The following is a 16,743-nucleotide window of genomic DNA, read 5'->3' as shown; positions in this document are numbered from 1 at the left end:
AAGCGCAGGGCTCGAGGTCTTGTCGTTTATGCGTTGCGGGCTTACGTTCCGGAGCAACATGTCGCAAGAGATTTTCGCATGAAATCGGCGTTTCTTCCCGACCGGGGCGTGGTCAAGGTCGCGGGCGAGGATGCGCGCAACTTCCTCAACGGCCTGGTCACGACCGACGTCGACAGGCTGAAGCCCGGCCTGGGGCGATTCGGCGCGCTGCTGACGCCGCAGGGCAAGATCATCGTTGACTTCCTGATCACGGAGGCGCCCGCCGGTCACGGCGGCGGGTTCCTGATCGACTGCCCGAAAGCGCTGGCGGACACCCTCGCCACCAAGCTCAAATTCTACAAGTTGCGCGCCAAGGTCACGGTGGACAACCTTTCCGACGATCTCGGTGTGCTCGCGGCCTGGGACGGCCGCCCCGCGATCCAGCCCGATCTTGCCTTCGTCGATCCACGGAACGACGGGCTCGGCACCCGCATTCTGATCCCGGAACATCTCAAGCAGAAGCTGTCCGACCTCATCGGCGCCGCGCTGGTCGATGGGGCCGAATACGAGGCGCACCGTATCGCGCTCGGCGTGCCGCGCGGCGGGCTCGATTTCATGTATAGCGATGCGTTCCCGCACGAGACCAACATGGATCGACTCGCCGGCGTCGATTTCGACAAGGGCTGCTATGTCGGCCAGGAGGTCGTCTCGCGGATGCAGCATCGCGGCACCGCGCGCACCCGCAGCGTCAAGGTGCTGCTCGACGGTCCTTCACCCGAAATCGGCGCGACCATTCTCGCCGGCGACAAGCCTGTCGGCACGATCGGCTCGACGGCCGGCGGCAAGGGCATTGCCTTGGTGCGGATCGACCGCGTTGCCGATGCGCTCGACGCGGGTCAGCCGCTCACCGCTGGGGGGCTGAGTTTGACGCTCGCTGAACCGGACACCGTTCGAATTCCAGCCAAGCAGCCCATCGCATGAGCCGCGCTCCCCGTCTGCATCCGGATGGTCTGACCCGCTGCCCCTGGCCGGGCGAAGATCCGCTTTATGTCGCCTATCACGACACCGAATGGGGCGTGCCGGAATATGACGATCGCGCGCTGTACGAGAAGCTGATCCTCGACGGCTTCCAGGCCGGCCTGTCCTGGATCACGATCCTGCGCAAGCGCGACAATTTCCGCAAAGCCTTCGACGATTTCCAGCCGGAGAAGATCGCGCGTTACAACTCCAAGAAGATTCACGCACTGATGAACGATGCCGGCATCGTGCGCAACAAGGCCAAGATCGAAGGCGCGATCCTGAGCGCGAAGTCGTATCTCGACATCATGGAGAAAGGCCCGGGCTTCTCGAAACTGCTGTGGGACTTCATGGACGGACAGCCCAAGGTCAACCATTTCAAGACCAGTGCAAGCGTGCCGGCCTCGACGCCGCTGTCGGTGCAGATCTCCAAGGAGCTGACCTCGCGCGGCTTCAAATTCGTCGGCCCGACCATCGTCTACGCCTTCATGCAGGCGACCGGCATGGTCAACGACCACCTGGTCGACTGCCACTGTCACGCGACCTGCGGCAAGACGCAGCGCAAGCCCCGCCTCAAGGCCAGATGACGGCGAAGAAAGCGGCGCGCGACGAGGAGGCCCGCGCCTGGCAGCGCATGCTGTCGGGCCGGCGGCTCGATCTGCTCGATCCCTCTCCGCTCGACATCGAGATCGCCGACATCGCCCATGGGTTGGCGCGGGTGGCGCGCTGGAACGGGCAGACCCTTGGCGCGCACATCTTTTCGGTCGCGCAGCACACGTTGCTGGTGGAGACCGTGCTGCGGCACGAGATGCCACGTGTCGATCAGCGCGTGCGGCTCGCAGCCCTGCTGCACGATGCGCCCGAATATGTGATCGGCGACATGATCTCGCCCTTCAAGGCCGTACTCGACGGTCATTACAAGGCGGTCGAGAAGCGGCTTCTCGGCGCCATCCATATCCGGTTCGGGCTACCGCCCGTGCTGCCGGAGGAGATCACGCAATCGATCAAGGCTGCCGATCGCGGCGCCGCCTACCTCGAAGCAACCGAGCTCGCCGGTTTCAGCGAGAGCGAGGCGCGGCGCCTGTTCGGCAAGGATCCCGGCCTACCCGACAGCGTCCGGCGCGACTATCTCACGCCCTGGACCGCGGCGCGGGCCGAGAAGCAGTTTCTGGAGCGCTTTGGCGCGGTGCTCGCGTAGCATCATCCCTTCCTGGAGGGGGCAAAGCGGAAGCGTGCCCACCAAACTAGATGCGCGCGACTGCGACATGGTGGGCATGGCGCGATGCGCCTTTGCCCACTCTACAAGCGCTCGCTATAATCGCCGGCAAAAAGGTCCGCCATGATCCACGTCTGTTCCCTCGCCGCGCTTCCCGAGACTGTCCGCACCACAGGCGCCAGCCATGTGCTGACCGTGATGGCCAATGTCGAACAGGTCGCGCGCCCGGTGTCGGTGCTCCCCGCCAACCACCTCAAAGTGTCGATGGACGACATCACCGAGGAGATGGACGGCTTCATCGCGCCATCGGAGACGCATATCGAGCAGGTGCTGAACTTCGTGCGCGGCTGGGACCGCAGCGCGCCGCTGGTGGTGCATTGCTATGCCGGCATCAGCCGCTCCACCGCGAGCGCGTTTGCGGCCGTGTGCGCGCTCAATCCCAATCGCGACGAGATCGAGATCGCCAGGAAGATCCGCGCGGCCTCGCCGATCGCCTCACCCAACCGGCGCATCGTCAGCCTCGCCGATCGTGCACTCGGGCGCAACGGCCGCATGCTGCGCGCGCTCGACGAGATGGGCCCCGCTGCGATGATGGTGGAGGGACGCCCCTTCGTGATCGAGCTCGAATGAGGCGGGAGTCGAATAGCAGCCGCAACGGAACTGCGCGCGTTCTGATGCGCAGATGCATCCACATCGTCATGGCCGGGCTTGTCCCGGCCATCCACGAGCTTTCCCGCGGCCCGAAGAACGTGGATGCCCGGGACAAGCCCGGGCATGACGTCGCAACACCTGCAAGCCTAACCGCATGAGCGACACGCAGCTGACGCCGATCGAGATTGGCCTCACCGCCGCGATCGTCGCGATCGAGGATCACGAGCCGCTGATCCTCACCGCGCGCGGTGCTGACGGGCTTGCCGGCCTGCCGTTCGGTCCGTTCGACGCAGTGAGCCATCGCACCTTCGAGATGGGCCTGCGCGCCTGGGTCGAGCAACAGGCGGGCCTGCGGCTCGGCTATGTCGAGCAGCTCTACACCTTCGGCGACCGCGGCCGTCATGCCGAAGCCGGGGACACCGGCGCGCACATGGTGTCGATCGGCTATCTCGCGCTGACGCGCCCCGTGGACGGCGAACTCGCAGCAAACGCGGCGAGCTTCGCGCCATGGTACCGCTTCTTCCCCTGGGAAGACTGGCGCGAGCAGCCGTCAGAGATCATCGCCCGCGACATCATCCCGGCGCTGACCAAGTGGGCCGAGGAGGAGACGCCGGAGACGACACGCGCGCTGCCGAGGAAGGACCGCGTGAGGTTCTATTTCGGTCTCGACGGCGCGCCCTGGGACGAGGAGCGCGTGCTCGACCGCTACGAGCTCTTGTACGAGGCCGGGCTGATCGAGGAGGCGCGGCGGGACGGCCGTCCTGCGGCGTTAGCGCGCAAGTCGCTTCCTCCGCTCGGGACCTCGATGCGGTTCGATCACCGCCGGATTCTCGCCACGGCGATCGCTCGGCTGCGTGCAAAACTGAAGTATCGTCCTGTCGTCTTTGAACTTTTGCCAGCTGAATTCACACTTACCGAATTGCAACACACGGTGGAGGCGATCTCCGGCCGGCATCTGCACAAGCAGAATTTCCGCCGCCTGGTCGAAATGGAAGCCCTGGTCGAACCGACCGGGGTGATGTCGACACAGACGGGCGGACGGCCGGCGGCGCTCTACCGCTTCCGCCGCGAGGTGCTCCAGGAGCGGCCCGCACCAGGCTTGCGCGTACGCTCCCGGCGCTAGATCCTGATATTTGTGGTACCGGCCCCTGCCCGCCGGTTACCTGGAGGGTTCATGTTGGACGGCCCGTTCGACGTCTTGGCGCTGATCATTGCGATCATCGCCTTCCTGATCGCGATCAAGGCGTCCAGCCAGGCGACCGAGCTGCGCCGCCGGCTGAACTTGCTCGAAGAGAAGTTTCACGCGCTGCGGCCTGTGCAACCGCCGCCGCTGATGCCTGCGCAGGTGCAGGCTGAAGCGCCCGCGACGACCACAGCCGCTGAGCCGCCGCCGCTTGCGCCGCAAGCCGAAACGGCACCGCCTGCGCCCATCACCGAAGATGTATCACCGCCCCCGCTTGAACCGGGCACGGGCGCCGACGCGCCGCCTCGCGTACCGGAAGCGGCGCCAGGGTTCGAGGAACGCCTCGGCACCCGCTGGGTGGTGTGGATCGGCGGACTTGCGCTCGCGCTCGGCGGCTTCTTCATGGTGCGCTATTCGATCGAGGCCGGGCTCCTCGGCCCCGGCGTGCGCGTGCTCCTCGGCGGCCTGTTCGCGGCTGCACTGCTGGGCGCCGGCGAATGGACGCGGCGCAAGGAGAGCATCTCCACCGTCCAGGCGCTGCCGATCGCCAATATCCCCGCGATCCTCACCGCAGCCGGCACGGCAGTGGCGTTCGCGACCATCTACGCGGCCTACGCGCTCTACGGCTTGCTCGTGCCGGCGACGGCTTTCGTGTTGCTCGGCATCGTTGCGATGGGCACGCTGGCCGCAGCGCTGCTGCATGGGCCCGCGCTGGCCGGCCTTGGCGTGGTCGGCGCCTTCGTGACGCCGATCCTCGTCTCCAGCGGCAAGCCGGATTATTGGGCGCTCTATATTTATCTTGCGATTGTGACCGCCGCGAGTTTTGGTCTCGCCCGCATCCGGCTCTGGCGCTGGCTTGCGGTCACGACCATTGCCTTCGCTGTGCTCTGGATCTTCCCGGGTCTCGATACGGAAGAGTTACAGGTCGCGCCACACGCCTTCCATGTGATCGCGGGCTTCGTACTCGCCGCACTGCTCGTGGTGTGTGGCTTCATGTTCGGACCCAGCTTCGAGGACGGCGAGATCGAGCCGGTCTCGTCGGGCGCGTTCGGCGCTTATCTGTTCGCTGCGATGCTGGTCGTGCTATCGAGCGCACATGCGGATCTCGCGCTGATCGCCTTCACGCTTCTCGTCGCGGGCACGCTGTTCGTCGCCTGGCGTGCGCCAGCGGCCACGGGCGCCCTCGGCGCCGCCGCGGCGACCGTCTTCATCGTGTTCGCCGAATGGGCGGTGCGCGCCAATCCCGACATGCTGGTGCTGCCGGGCGGCGCCATGCCCGGCATCGGACCGACCGCGATCGACAGCGCGGTGACGCTGCATCTGGTGGCGGCCGCGATCTTCGCCGCCGGCTTCGGCATCGCCGGTTTCCTGGCGCAAGGCCGCTCGAACTCGGCGATCATTCCGGTCGTGTGGTCCGCATCTGCAGTCGCGACGCCGATTGCGATCCTGGTGGCGCTCTACGCGCGTATCGCTCATCTCGACCGCTCGATCCCGTTTGCAATTCTCGCGGTACTGCTCGCCGCTGCCTTCGGCGCGGCGACCGAAGCGCTCACGCGCCGCGAGACCCGCCCGGGTATGGCGATCTCCACGGCCCTGTTCGCGACCGGCACGCTCGGCGCAATGACGCTGGCGCTGACCTTCGCGCTGGAGAAGGGCTGGCTGACGATCGCACTGGCGCTGATGTCGCTCGGCACCGCCTGGATCTCGTTGCAGCGGCCGATTCCGTTCCTGCGCTGGCTCGCCGCCATCTTCGCCGGCCTCGTCACCGCGCGCATCGCCTACGATCCCCGCATCGTCGGCGATGCCGTCGGCACCACGCCAATCTTCAATTGGCTGCTGTGGGGCTACGGCCTGCCGGCGGCATCGTTCTGGGCCGCGAGCATCTTCCTGCGCCGCCGCGCCGACGATGCGCCGCTGCGCATGGTCGAGACCGCCGCCATCCTGTTCACTGCACTGCTTGCTTTCATGGAGATCCGGCACTTTGCGACCGGTGGCCGCATGACGGTGGCGCCCTCGCTGCTCGAGTTCGCGCTGCAAGCCTGCGTCACGCTGGCGATGGCGATCGGGCTGGAGCGCCTGCGGCTGCGCAGCCGCAGCATCGTGCACAATGTCGGCGCGGTCGTGCTGACGGCGATCGCCGGACTCGTCAGCGTGTTCGGCCTCTTGATCCTTGAAAATCCGCTGCTGTGGCGCACCGACGTCGGCGGCGCGGTGTTCAATCTGCTGCTGCTCGGCTACGCGCTGCCGGCGGTTCTGCTGCTGCTGCTGTCCTATGCCGTGGTAGAACAGCGTGGCAAGGTCTACGCCAATACGATTGCTGGCTGCGCGCTCGTGTTCGCGCTCGCTTATGTCACGCTGGAGATCCGCCGCTTCTATCACGGCCCGATCCTGTCTACCGGACCGACCACGGGTGCCGAGCAATACACCTATTCGATCGGCTGGCTCGCTTTCGGCGTGGTGCTGCTCGGCGTCGGCATCCTCGTCAATTCGGAACGGGCGCGGCTGGCATCGGCCGCGGTCATTGCGCTGACGATCCTGAAGGCCTTCGTCATCGATATGTCGACGCTGACCGGCGTCTATCGTGCGCTTTCGTTCATGTGCCTCGGCGTCGTGCTGGTCGCGATCGGTTGGCTGTACCAACGCATCCTGTTCCGGCGGCAGGTCACACCGCCGGCTCCGCAGACGGGATCGTAAACGTCAGGCGAGATGCTCACCTCTTCACGCGGTCTGCTCGGGCCAGTGCCTTGACTTCGGAGGCGACGACGGCAAAAGCCGCGGCCGGCTTCGCCTGCGCGCGCCGCCTCGATCGTCGCGTTCAGCGCGAGGAGGTTGGTCTGGCCCGCGATGGTATTGATGAGCTCGACGACGTGCACCTGTGCCGACGCAGCTCCGGTCACGCCAGCGCCGCGCTGGACTTCGCTGATGTTCGCCGAGACTTCGGAGGTGCCTTGCGCGGCGTGCTCGATGTTGCGAGAGATCTCCTGAGTCGCCGCCCCCTGCTCCTCCACGGCCGCGGTGCGCGAAGGGAATGATCTCATCATCGTTGTAAATTGCAGCTTCAAGTCGGATCTAGGATGCCTTGCATCCGACCGCCTCACCGACGAGGCTGATTCGAAAGACCGGCTTCTTGTTCTCGTCGAGCAGCTCCATGCACCACGCGGCGTTCGGCTTCAGGCTGCGCGCGATGCCGCCGAGCAGATTGGCGCACACCTCGGTCATCTCGGTCCAGGCGGCTGCGCGATCCTCGAACTCGTACGGCAGGTCGGCGGCGCCGGAATAGCGGCCGGTGCTGATGCGGAAGAAATAGAGCGACATCGTTGAACCCTTGCGTGGGACCGCCCCCCGGCCGCACGCAAACTGAAGCGCGAAGAGCTACCAACGCATGAAGGCCGCCGTCCGTATGACTACGGCACGGCGGCTTCGTCGATGGACGTCTTCGACGACAAAGTGCGCGGATTGTTCCGCGCAGGCCAGCTCACTGGGTCGACCGACGCAGCTCCAGCGGGCCCTCGTTCTTCGCTGGCTCGGACTTGGCTTCGGACTTCACCGGCTCGAGCCGGCTGCTCTCGACACGCGGCGTCTCGACGCGCGCGGCGACTTCGGTGTTCGAGGCGGCGACCGAGCCGGTGTGCTCTGCGGAGCGCAGCGAGCGTGGCCGCGCCGCAGCCCGCGCCATCAGCATCTGATTGCCGCCCTGGTGATGGAAGTCGCAATAGGCGAAGCCCATGCCCGACACCGAGCCGCGGAAGCTGCGCTCGTCGGTCTTTTCCAGGTTGAAGCAGGGCTCGAACGGTATGCCCTTGATCGAGGCGCAGACGTTCTGGCCGCGGATTTGGAGGGTATTGCCGGGGAGTCGGAGATGCTTCACCGGGCCTGAGCCCGAGAACTGCACTGCACCGGCGGCGCCGAGATCGTCGAGGATGCGGCCTGCACCGCGGGTGCCGTCGAAACAGGTGAAGGCAAACACCTTGCCGGCCACGAAGCGGCGCGCCTCGTCGGCGTTCATGCTTCCGGCAATGGCCGGCGCAAACGTCGCTGCCGCCGTGACAGCCCCCAACACAATACGCGCAAGCATGCTCAACTCCGAACCAACCCCCGCAGCGGGCGATGCCTTATCTCTTTACCCGCTGCTTACCATACTAACCAAGGCAACATTGAAGCAGCTTGGTTGGTAAAGTCTGAACGCCGTTAGACAATTTTTACCACGACGCGGCCGCGGACCTGGCCGGCGAGGATTTTGGCGCCCCATCCGGGGACCTCGTCGAGCGAAATTTCCTGAGTGATTTCAGAGAGTTTCGTTCGATCCAAATCGGAGGCCAAACGCTGCCAGGCGGCTTTCCTGGGCGGAAGCGGGCACATCACGGAATCGATGCCGAGAAGGCACACTCCGCGCAAAATGAAAGGCGCGACAGAGGACGGCAGGTCCATGCCCGCCGCCAGGCCACAGGCGGCGATCGCGCCACCGTATTTCGTCATCGACAGGAGATTCGCCAGCGTGGTCGAGCCGACGCTGTCGACACCGCCGGCCCAGCGCTCCTTGGCGAGGGGTTTTGCCGGTGCTGACAATTCGTTGCGGTCGATGACCTCGGCAGCACCGAGGTGCTTGAGGTAGTCGGCTTCGGCCGCGCGGCCGGTCGAGGCGATGACGTGGTAGCCCAGCTTGGACAACACGGCGGTGGCGACCGAGCCGACGCCGCCGGCCGCGCCCGTTACCACCACGGGGCCGCTCTTTGGCGAGAGACCGTGCTTCTCCAGCGCCAGCACCGAGAGCATCGCGGTGAAGCCGGCGGTGCCGATCGCCATGGCGTCGCGCGCCGACAGGCCCTGCGGCAAGGCGACCAGCCAGTCGCCCTTCACCCGCGCCTTCTCGGCATAAGCGCCGAGATGGGTCTCGCCCATGCCCCAGCCGGTGCAGACGACCTTGTCGCCCGCCTTCCACTGCGGATGCGAGGACGCTTCGACCGTGCCCGCAAAGTCGATGCCGGCGATCATGGGGAAGCGGCGCACCACCGGCGCCTTGCCGGTCAGTGCAAGGCCATCCTTGTAGTTCAACGTCGACCATTCGACGCGGACCGTGACGTCGCCCTCCATCAGTTCGGCTTCGTCGAACTGCGCGAGCTGCGCGGTGGTGCCCTTGTCCGCCTTGTCGATCCGGATCGCCTTGAATGTGGCCACGATTACGCTCCCTGACTTTGTTTGTCGGGATTGTTTAACCGATCAGGCCGGCTGCGCAACTGGCGCTCCAATTCCGAAGTTCGCAAACCTCGTCGGCGCCACGGGAGCGAACTTCGGAATTAAGAGGAGCGCCAGCAAACACATTATCCTAGTGCCGGTTATCGATTTGAAGTTCCTGAACGATTTCGCGGCTTGCTCTGCAGGAACTTCAAATCGCCGGAACTAGCCGTGCGACGGGTTTCTCCACGATCGGAAGGTTGATCAGCGCCGAGAGCACGCCGAACAGGATCGAGAGCCACCAGATCGGCGTGTAGGAACCGAAGCGCTCGAACACGATGCCCCCGAGCCAGACGCCGAGGAAGCCGCCGACCTGATGGCTGACGAAGGCAAAGCCGTAGAGCGTCGCAAGCCAGCGCGTACCGAACATCAGCGCCACCAGCGCGGAGGTCGGCGGCACCGTCGACAGCCAGGTCAAGCCGGAAATCGCGCCGAATGCGATTGCCGAGAACGGTGTGATCGGGAACGAGATGAAGGCGAGCGTCGCAAGCGCGCGCGTGAAGTAGATGGCCGAGAGGATGTAGCGCTTTGGCAGATAGTTTTGCAGATAGCCGACGCTGAGCGAGCCGATGATGTTGAACAGGCCGATCGCGGCGATCACCCAGCCGCCGGTTTGCGTCGAGACACCGCGGTCGACCAGAAAGGCCGGCAGATGCACGGTGATGAAGGCGAGCTGGAAGCCACAGGTGAAGAAGCCGAGCACCAGGAGCACGTAGGAGCGGTGGCCGAAGGCTTCGGCCAGCGCCCTGGTGAAGGTCTGCTCATCCGCCGGCGTCGCGTTTGCCGTATTCGCGACCGGAGGCGTCGAGAGCGCCAGCGACAGCGGAATGATCAGCAGCATCAGGAAGCCGAATACGGAGAGCGCCTGCTGCCAGCCGAAATTATCGATCAACGCAACGCCGATCGGCGCGAACAGGAACTGGCCGAACGATCCCGCCGCCGTGCCGGCACCGAGCGCAAGGCCGCGCTTCTCGGCCGGCAAGAGCTTGCTGAACGCCGACAGCACGAGATTGAACGAGCAGCCGGCGAGGCCAAAGCCGACCATCACGCCGGCGCCGATGTCGAGCGACAGCGGCGTCGAGGAGTAGCGCATCAAGAGCAGGCCGCCGGCATAGAGCAAAGCGCCGACGCACATCACCCTGAACAGGCCGAAGCGATCCGCGACCGCACCGGCGAACGGCTGGCCCAGCCCCCACAACAGATTCTGCACGGCGATGGCGAGGCCAAACACGTCGCGGCCCCAGCTGAATTCGTGGCTCATCGGCTGCACGAAGAAGCCGAGCGCCGAGCGTGGTCCGAAGCCGAGCATGCCGATCGCGCAACCGCAAAGGATGATGACGGCCGGGCTGCGCCAGTTGGAGGAACGTGAGGCCGGAGCGAGCTCGCCGATCTGTGTCGACATGGTTGTCCTCGTCTGTCATTCGCGAATCCGCAACTCAGCAGCCGCGGGAGAGCCCGTTTAATGCATCTGCATGAAAATCCCAAGTCAAAAACGGTTGCATTCCACGAGGAGCTGACGCGGGAGCATTGCGTTTCAATGCGCCCTCGCCTGGCGCATCGGCCGCGAATTGACGGGAATGTGTGCGGCGGGACCTAGCGGCACGCGGCGGCGCGTGCTATCTTTGATTTACTCATATTGAGCATATTAGGTCCCAACGACGTTTGACCGGCCTCTCGGCCGGATTTCTCGGACCCCTATATTCTCAATATGAGCATAACAACCATGCATGGGAGGCTTCAATGCCGATCACTGGAATTTACGGCCCCGACGACTTTGCCAACCGGCCGCAGGGCCAGCCCGACACCTCCCGCCGCGCGGCGCCCGTGCCCGCGGGATCGACATTGCCGATGCCCTCGCTGGAATGGACACCGGCGGTCGAACGCGCCACCGCGCCGCTCTACGACCGCGTGAAGCACGTGATCCCGCCGATCGAATGGCCGCTGATGGCACCGACGATTCACGCGATCAACGAGCTGAAGCGCGCGCGGGGCGCGGTCATCCTCGCCCACAACTACCAAGCCCCGGAGATCTTCCACTGCGTCGCCGATATCGGCGGCGACTCGCTCCAGCTCGCGGTCGAAGCCACCAAGGTGAAGGCCGACGTCATCGTCCAGTGCGGCGTGCACTTCATGGCGGAGACCTCGAAGCTGCTCAATCCGGACAAGACCGTCTTGATCCCGGATTCGCGCGCGGGCTGCTCACTTGCCGCGAGCATCACCGGTGCGGACGTGCGGCTGCTCCGCGAGAAATTTCCCGGCGTGCCCGTCGTTGCCTACGTCAACACCTCGGCAGAGGTGAAGGCGGAAGTCGATATCTGCTGCACGTCCTCGAACGCGGTGCAGGTGGTCGAGAGTCTGAACGCGCCGAGCGTGATTTTCCTGCCCGACCGATACCTCGCCACTTACGTGGCTTCGAAGACCGACGTGAAGATCATCGCCTGGAAAGGCGCCTGCGAAGTGCATGAGCGCTTCACGGGCGAGGAGCTGCGGAGCTTTCGCGAGGCCGATCCGTCCGTCCAGATCATCGCGCATCCGGAGTGCCCGCCGGACGTGCTGGCGGAAGCCGACTTCACCGGTTCGACCGCGCACATGATCAACTGGGTGCGCGCGAAGCGGCCGCGCCGGCTCGTCATGATCACCGAATGCTCGATGGCCGACAATGTGCGGGCCGAGCTGCCTGACGTCGAGATGCTCCGCCCCTGCAATCTCTGCCCACACATGAAGCGCATCACGCTCGAGAACATTCTGCAGAGCCTGTTGACGCTTCGCGAGGAGGTGACGATCGATCCCGCGCTTGCACAACGCGCGCGGCACTCGGTCGAGCGCATGATCAATCTCAGGAATTGAGACGCAGCCACAAACGCAGCTGTGGTCGCGGACAAGCGCGCAGATCCGGGCCCCATAACCACAGGAAGATGTTTGGCGAAGAACAACGAGCTTCGCCCAGCAACTTCTGGCGCGAGGTATCGGCCCCTGCTTTCGCAGGGACCACAGCGGAGTGACTGGAGAAAACCATGGCAACAAGCAACATCCACAACCTCATCCGCAGCAGCGACGACGTCGTCATCGTCGGCGGCGGCCTTGCCGGACTGTTCTGCGCGCTGAAGCTCGCGCCGCGGCCGGTGACCTTGATCTCGGCGGCACCGCTTGGACAGGGCGCATCCTCCGCATGGGCACAAGGCGGCATCGCGGCAGCAGTGGCCGAAGGCGATACGCCGGAGGCGCACGCCGCCGATACAATCGCGGTCGGCGGTGGACTTGTCGATCAAGCCGTCGCACTCGGGATCGCGCGCGAGGCTGCATCGCGCATCCATGATCTTCTCGCCTATGGTGTGCCGTTCGATCGCGATCTCGACGGCAGGCTTGCCGTCGGACGCGAAGCTGCGCATTCGGCCCGTCGCATCGTGCATGTGCGCGGCGATGGGGCGGGCGCCGCGATCATCGCGGTTCTGAGCGAGGCGGTGCGTCGCACGCCCTCGATCCACCTGATGGAAGGTTTTGTCGCCGAGGCACTGTTGACCGAGGACGGCGCGGTCACCGGCCTCCAATTGCGCGAGGCCGGCAAGCCCGCTGCAGCCCCGGTCGTGCTCGCCTCACGTACGGTCGTGCTGGCGACCGGCGGTCTCGGCCATCTCTACGCCGTCACCACCAACCCGCCGGAAGCGGGCGGTTCGGGCCTTGCGATCGCAGCGCGCGCCGGCGCCGTGATCGCCGACCCTGAATTCGTGCAGTTCCACCCCACCGCCATCATGGTCGGCCGCGACCCGGCACCGCTCGCCACCGAAGCGCTGCGCGGTGAAGGCGCGACGCTGATCGACGGCAATGGCGAGCGATTCATGAGAGCGCGCCACCCCCTCGCCGAGCTCGCGCCGCGCGATATCGTGGCCCGCGGCGTGTTCGCCGAGATCGCGGCCGGACGCGGCGCCTTCCTCGATGCGCGGCAGGCGCTGGGCCCGCGCTTCGCGACGAAGTTTCCGACCGTGCATGCGAGCTGCATCGCAGCCGGCATCGATCCCGCGACGCAACCGATTCCGATTGCGCCCGCCGCGCACTACCACATGGGCGGCATCGCCGTGGACGCGCGCGGCCGCAGCTCGATCGACGGGCTCTGGGCCGCCGGCGAAGTGTCCTCGACCGGGGCGCATGGCGCCAACCGGCTCGCCTCGAATTCGCTGCTCGAAGCCGTCGTCTATGCCGCCCGCATTGCCGACGACATCGCGGGCCGCACGGTGCCCTCGCCCGCCCGCCTACCAGAGGCATGGGTGACGCCGCGCTCTGGCACGCTGGATGCTGCAGCGGTGAAGCGGCTGCGCACGATGATGAGCGCGCATGTCGGCGTGATCCGCGACCGTGACGGGCTTGCGCAAGCGGTGCGCCACTTCGCCACGCTCGAGCACGAAGCCGGAAACATCGCTGTCCGCAACATGGCGACATCCGCCCTGCTCGTCGCCGCTGCGGCCTGGACGCGGCACGAGAGCCGCGGTGCACATTTCCGTTCGGATCATCCGGCCGACAACTCCGCGCTGGCGCAGAGAACGATGACCACGCTCGCCGCGGCGCGCGAGGTCGCGGAGAGCCTGAACGAGCATTCGCCGCCACGCATTGCGCAATCCATGATCGCCTGAGGAGACTCCATGATCACCCCGAGCTCACTACTCAATTCCGATGCCTTTCTCTCTCCGCTCGCGATCGATGCGGCCGTCCAGCGCGCGCTCGACGAGGACCTCGGCCGCTCCGGCGACATCACCTCGCTTGCGACGATTCCGGAAACGACCAGGGCACAAGCGATCCTCGTCGCGCGCCAGTCCGGCGTGATCGCCGGGCTGCCGCTGGCGCTCGCAACCTTGCAGAAGCTGTCGCCTGACATCGAGGTGCGCGCAGATGTCCGCGATGCCGCGCGGGTTGCTCGCGGCCAGCATGTGCTGACGATCTCGGGTCCCGCGCGCGCCATTCTCACGGCGGAGCGGACCGCGCTGAACTTCGTCGGCCGCTTGTCTGGCATAGCCACGCTCACGGCGGACTATGTCGCACGCACCGAAGGCACCAGGATGCGCATCTGCTGCACGCGAAAAACCACGCCGGGATTGCGCGCGCTGGAGAAATACGCGGTGCGCTGCGGCGGCGGCTTCAACCATCGCTTCGGGCTCGACGATGCCATCCTGATCAAGGACAACCACATCGCGGTCGCCGGCGGTATCCGTCCCGTGCTGGAGCGCGCCCGCGCTCACGCCGGCCACCTCGTCAAGATCGAGATCGAGGTGGATACGCTGGCGCAGCTGCGCGAGGTGCTGGACACTGGAATGGCTGACGCCGTGCTGCTGGACAACATGGACCTTGCGATGTTGCGCGAGGCGGTCAGGATCAACGAGGGCCGTCTCAAGCTGGAAGCGTCCGGCGGCGTCACGCTGGAGTCGATCGCGACCATCGCGGCGACTGGGGTCGATTACGCATCGGCGGGTGCGCTGACGCACTCGGCGCCGAACTTCGACTGCGCGTTGGACATCGAGGCGTGATGTGTTTGCCACGCCCCTCAAGCGGAGCATGGGAGCGCAGCTGCGCATGCGGCAGCAGGCCGTAGCCTACCGCCGCTCGCCCATTTCGGCCGAGCTCTTGGCTTCCTGCGCGAGTTCGGCCGAGAGTGCGGCGGTCTGGGCCGGGGTGCCCCAGCTTGGTTCCTCGCTGCCGTCGCCCCAGTTGCGCGGCCGATAGAAGGTGTGCACGCCGGTCTTGTACATCTTCTTCATCTCGGCGACCCAGGACGGGCGCACCCAATAGGCGTGGTAATGCGTCGACTTGCCGACCTCGGGCAGCCAGATCTGGCCATCCAGCATCGCCTTCGAGATCTTCTTGGCGCGCTCCCACATTTCGGGCTCGCGGATCACGTCCGGATTGTTGTCGCAGGCGAAGGTGAACTGGCAGGCGAAATGGCGGTACTTGTTCTGGTAGACCACGCCGCACACGGTCTCGGGATATTTGCCGGAGAACACGCGGTTCATCACCACCTGCGCCACCGCGATCTGGCCGCGCACGGCCTCGCCGCGGGATTCGAAGTAGACGGCTTCGGCGAGGCACTTCTCCGCCTTCGCGCGCGACTTGTCGTCGAGCGCGAGCCGCTCCGCCGGCGATCTGCTGCGCTGGTTGTCGACGTTGACCTCGCCCTTCGGAGCAACGCTCTCGCCGCTCTCGATGTCCTTGGCGATCTCCGCCGTCGGCGGTGTCAACGAGGCCGTCACCTTCATGTCGGGGTCGGGAGTCACGATCAGCGGCTCAGCCCCGGGCTGCCAGCTCTCGATGGTCTCGAGATTGCCGCCAAGCGAGGAGCTGCCGAAGAACAGGCTCGAGGTCTTGACGCTGAAGGGATCGCGCGCGGGCGCGACCGGCGCCGTGGCCCGCTTCAGCGCTTCCAGCGGCTGCACTGCGAACGCGGGCGCCGCATCGCTGGCCTGCGGCGGGTTGGAATATTGCGGCAGCGGCGGTGCGCGCAGCGCTTCCTGGAGCTCGGGGTCAAGCGCGGCCGCCGATTCCGGCGACATCGCCCGAGGTGATGCCGCGGTCTTGGCGCCGAACACCGAGCTGTTCGACGTCGCGGGATCTTCCTTGGCGGGCGCCGCAGCTGGCGCGACCGTCTCGGGAGATTGCGTCGGCGTGACGATTGCGAGGCGATCACCTTTCAGGGAGCGATCGACCTTGGGAAAGTCGGACGACTGGTAGCGCGCCGGCGCTTGAAGTGCAGGATTGCGGCTGAACGCGCCGGTGACGTCGCGGCCGTCGAGGCTCGCGAGCCGAACCATCGCGCTCTGCGGAGCGGAGGTGCCGATGGGGCGCGAAAAGCTGTAGGTGGCGAGCTGGATCGAGGACGCCGCGGAGAACACCTGCTTCTGCCAACGCTCGGCGACGCCGGGTTGGCGCGCCAGCAGAGAGGCAATGTCCTGATAGCCGGTCTCTCTCGGCATCAATGCGAAGATGCAGAGACCGATACCGAAGGACGCGAACCGCGCGCCCTTCGGATGGTTACGCAACACTGACATCGATACGCTCACGCTACGCTTACGCTCGTCCGATCGAACTCAGTACATCCGTGCAATTCGATCTTTATCGTCAGTAATCAATTTAGGTTGCCGGGGCGTTAATCCGCGTTGCGCGAGCGGCACACGCAAGCGAAGACAGGTGTTTTCACGGGGCGATGTGGCGCATTGGTAAATGCGACCCCACGTGAAGCGGTAAACATCTGGTCAACGCGAATGGTGAAGGAACCCTTGCGCGCACGTATCATCACGGGACGGGGGATGGGTTCCCGGCGTTGGCGTTCGCGCAAAGCGCTTCCTCATCACCGGTATCATTCCCCGCGACCCGGCTACGCCGAGGCTTCGCCGAGGTGAAGGCCCAAAGGCGCCGTCCCACGAACTCGTCATTGCGAGCGCAGCGAAGCAAATCCAAAGTCTTTTCGTCGAGGGATTCTGGATTG

At 65.7% G+C, this 16,743-nt stretch carries 14 protein-coding genes and 1 pseudogene; 9 read left to right on the top strand and 6 right to left on the bottom strand.

What is annotated here, in order from left to right; genetic code table 11:
* Positions 1–78 precede the first annotated feature (78 nt).
* The 6 genes from P6U28_RS03965 (at position 79) to P6U28_RS03940 (ending at position 6,740) form a co-directional block, all read left to right on the top strand.
* Positions 79–960 carry a YgfZ/GcvT domain-containing protein gene (locus P6U28_RS03965; protein ID WP_407121800.1) on the top strand — a complete coding sequence of 294 codons (882 nt, stop codon included), beginning with the start codon at positions 79–81 and terminating at the stop codon, positions 958–960.
* A complete protein-coding gene (locus P6U28_RS03960; RefSeq protein ID WP_407121799.1) occupies positions 957–1,583 on the top strand; it encodes a DNA-3-methyladenine glycosylase I in 627 nt (208 codons plus the stop codon). The genes P6U28_RS03965 and P6U28_RS03960 overlap by 4 nt, the downstream gene beginning before the upstream one ends.
* Positions 1,580–2,194 carry a YfbR-like 5'-deoxynucleotidase gene (locus P6U28_RS03955; RefSeq protein ID WP_122404773.1) on the top strand — a complete coding sequence of 205 codons (615 nt, stop codon included), beginning with the start codon at positions 1,580–1,582 and terminating at the stop codon, positions 2,192–2,194. The genes P6U28_RS03960 and P6U28_RS03955 overlap by 4 nt, the downstream gene beginning before the upstream one ends.
* Before the next feature lie 141 nt (positions 2,195–2,335).
* Positions 2,336–2,842, top strand: coding sequence for a tyrosine phosphatase family protein (locus P6U28_RS03950; protein ID WP_122404774.1), 507 nt, complete (start codon positions 2,336–2,338; stop codon positions 2,840–2,842).
* A gap of 175 nt (positions 2,843–3,017) precedes the next feature.
* Positions 3,018–3,986 (top strand): NUDIX hydrolase, encoded by a 969-nt coding sequence (locus tag P6U28_RS03945; protein WP_407121798.1) that lies wholly within the window; start codon positions 3,018–3,020, stop codon positions 3,984–3,986.
* 51 nt (positions 3,987–4,037) lie between these two features.
* A complete protein-coding gene (locus P6U28_RS03940; protein WP_407121797.1) occupies positions 4,038–6,740 on the top strand; it encodes a DUF2339 domain-containing protein in 2,703 nt (900 codons plus the stop codon).
* A 37-nt stretch (positions 6,741–6,777) separates the two neighbouring features.
* On the opposite strand, the pseudogene P6U28_RS03935 reads toward P6U28_RS03940, so the two are convergent.
* From P6U28_RS03935 to P6U28_RS03915, 5 genes and pseudogenes are all read right to left on the bottom strand, one after another.
* A pseudogene (locus P6U28_RS03935) lies at positions 6,778–7,060 on the bottom strand (methyl-accepting chemotaxis protein); the annotation flags it as partial.
* Between the two features lie 55 nt (positions 7,061–7,115).
* Complete coding sequence (locus P6U28_RS03930) at positions 7,116–7,361, bottom strand: DUF6894 family protein (RefSeq protein ID WP_122404778.1); 246 nt, start codon at positions 7,359–7,361, stop codon at positions 7,116–7,118.
* Positions 7,362–7,521: 160 nt separating this feature from the next.
* On the bottom strand, positions 7,522–8,121 hold the full coding sequence (locus P6U28_RS03925) for a hypothetical protein (RefSeq protein ID WP_407121796.1): 600 nt from the start codon (positions 8,119–8,121) through the stop codon (positions 7,522–7,524).
* 113 nt (positions 8,122–8,234) lie between these two features.
* A complete protein-coding gene (locus tag P6U28_RS03920; RefSeq protein WP_122404780.1) occupies positions 8,235–9,221 on the bottom strand; it encodes an MDR family oxidoreductase in 987 nt (328 codons plus the stop codon).
* A 208-nt stretch (positions 9,222–9,429) separates the two neighbouring features.
* Complete coding sequence (locus tag P6U28_RS03915; RefSeq protein ID WP_122404781.1) at positions 9,430–10,680, bottom strand: MFS transporter; 1,251 nt, start codon at positions 10,678–10,680, stop codon at positions 9,430–9,432.
* 338 nt (positions 10,681–11,018) lie between these two features.
* On the opposite strand from P6U28_RS03915, the gene nadA reads away from it, so the two are divergent.
* The 3 genes from nadA to nadC all read left to right on the top strand — a co-directional run bounded on the left by nadA (position 11,019) and on the right by nadC (position 14,791).
* Positions 11,019–12,125 (top strand): quinolinate synthase NadA, encoded by a 1,107-nt coding sequence (gene nadA / locus P6U28_RS03910; protein ID WP_407121795.1) that lies wholly within the window; start codon positions 11,019–11,021, stop codon positions 12,123–12,125.
* 167 nt (positions 12,126–12,292) lie between these two features.
* Complete coding sequence (locus P6U28_RS03905) at positions 12,293–13,903, top strand: L-aspartate oxidase (protein WP_407121794.1); 1,611 nt, start codon at positions 12,293–12,295, stop codon at positions 13,901–13,903.
* Positions 13,904–13,912: 9 nt separating this feature from the next.
* Entirely contained in the window at positions 13,913–14,791 is an 879-nt protein-coding gene (nadC, locus tag P6U28_RS03900) for a carboxylating nicotinate-nucleotide diphosphorylase (protein ID WP_407121793.1), read from the top strand.
* A gap of 66 nt (positions 14,792–14,857) precedes the next feature.
* On the opposite strand, the gene P6U28_RS03895 is transcribed toward nadC, so the two are convergent.
* Positions 14,858–16,306, bottom strand: coding sequence for a cell wall hydrolase (locus P6U28_RS03895; RefSeq protein ID WP_407121792.1), 1,449 nt, complete (start codon positions 16,304–16,306; stop codon positions 14,858–14,860).
* Positions 16,307–16,743 lie beyond the last annotated feature (437 nt).

The sequence above is a fragment of the Bradyrhizobium sp. STM 3561 genome (genome assembly GCF_045571455.1).
Lineage (GTDB): Bacteria > Pseudomonadota > Alphaproteobacteria > Rhizobiales > Xanthobacteraceae > Bradyrhizobium > Bradyrhizobium vignae.
The sequence above is the reverse complement of the archived record's forward strand: the minus strand, read 5'-3'. Positions and strand labels throughout refer to the sequence as shown.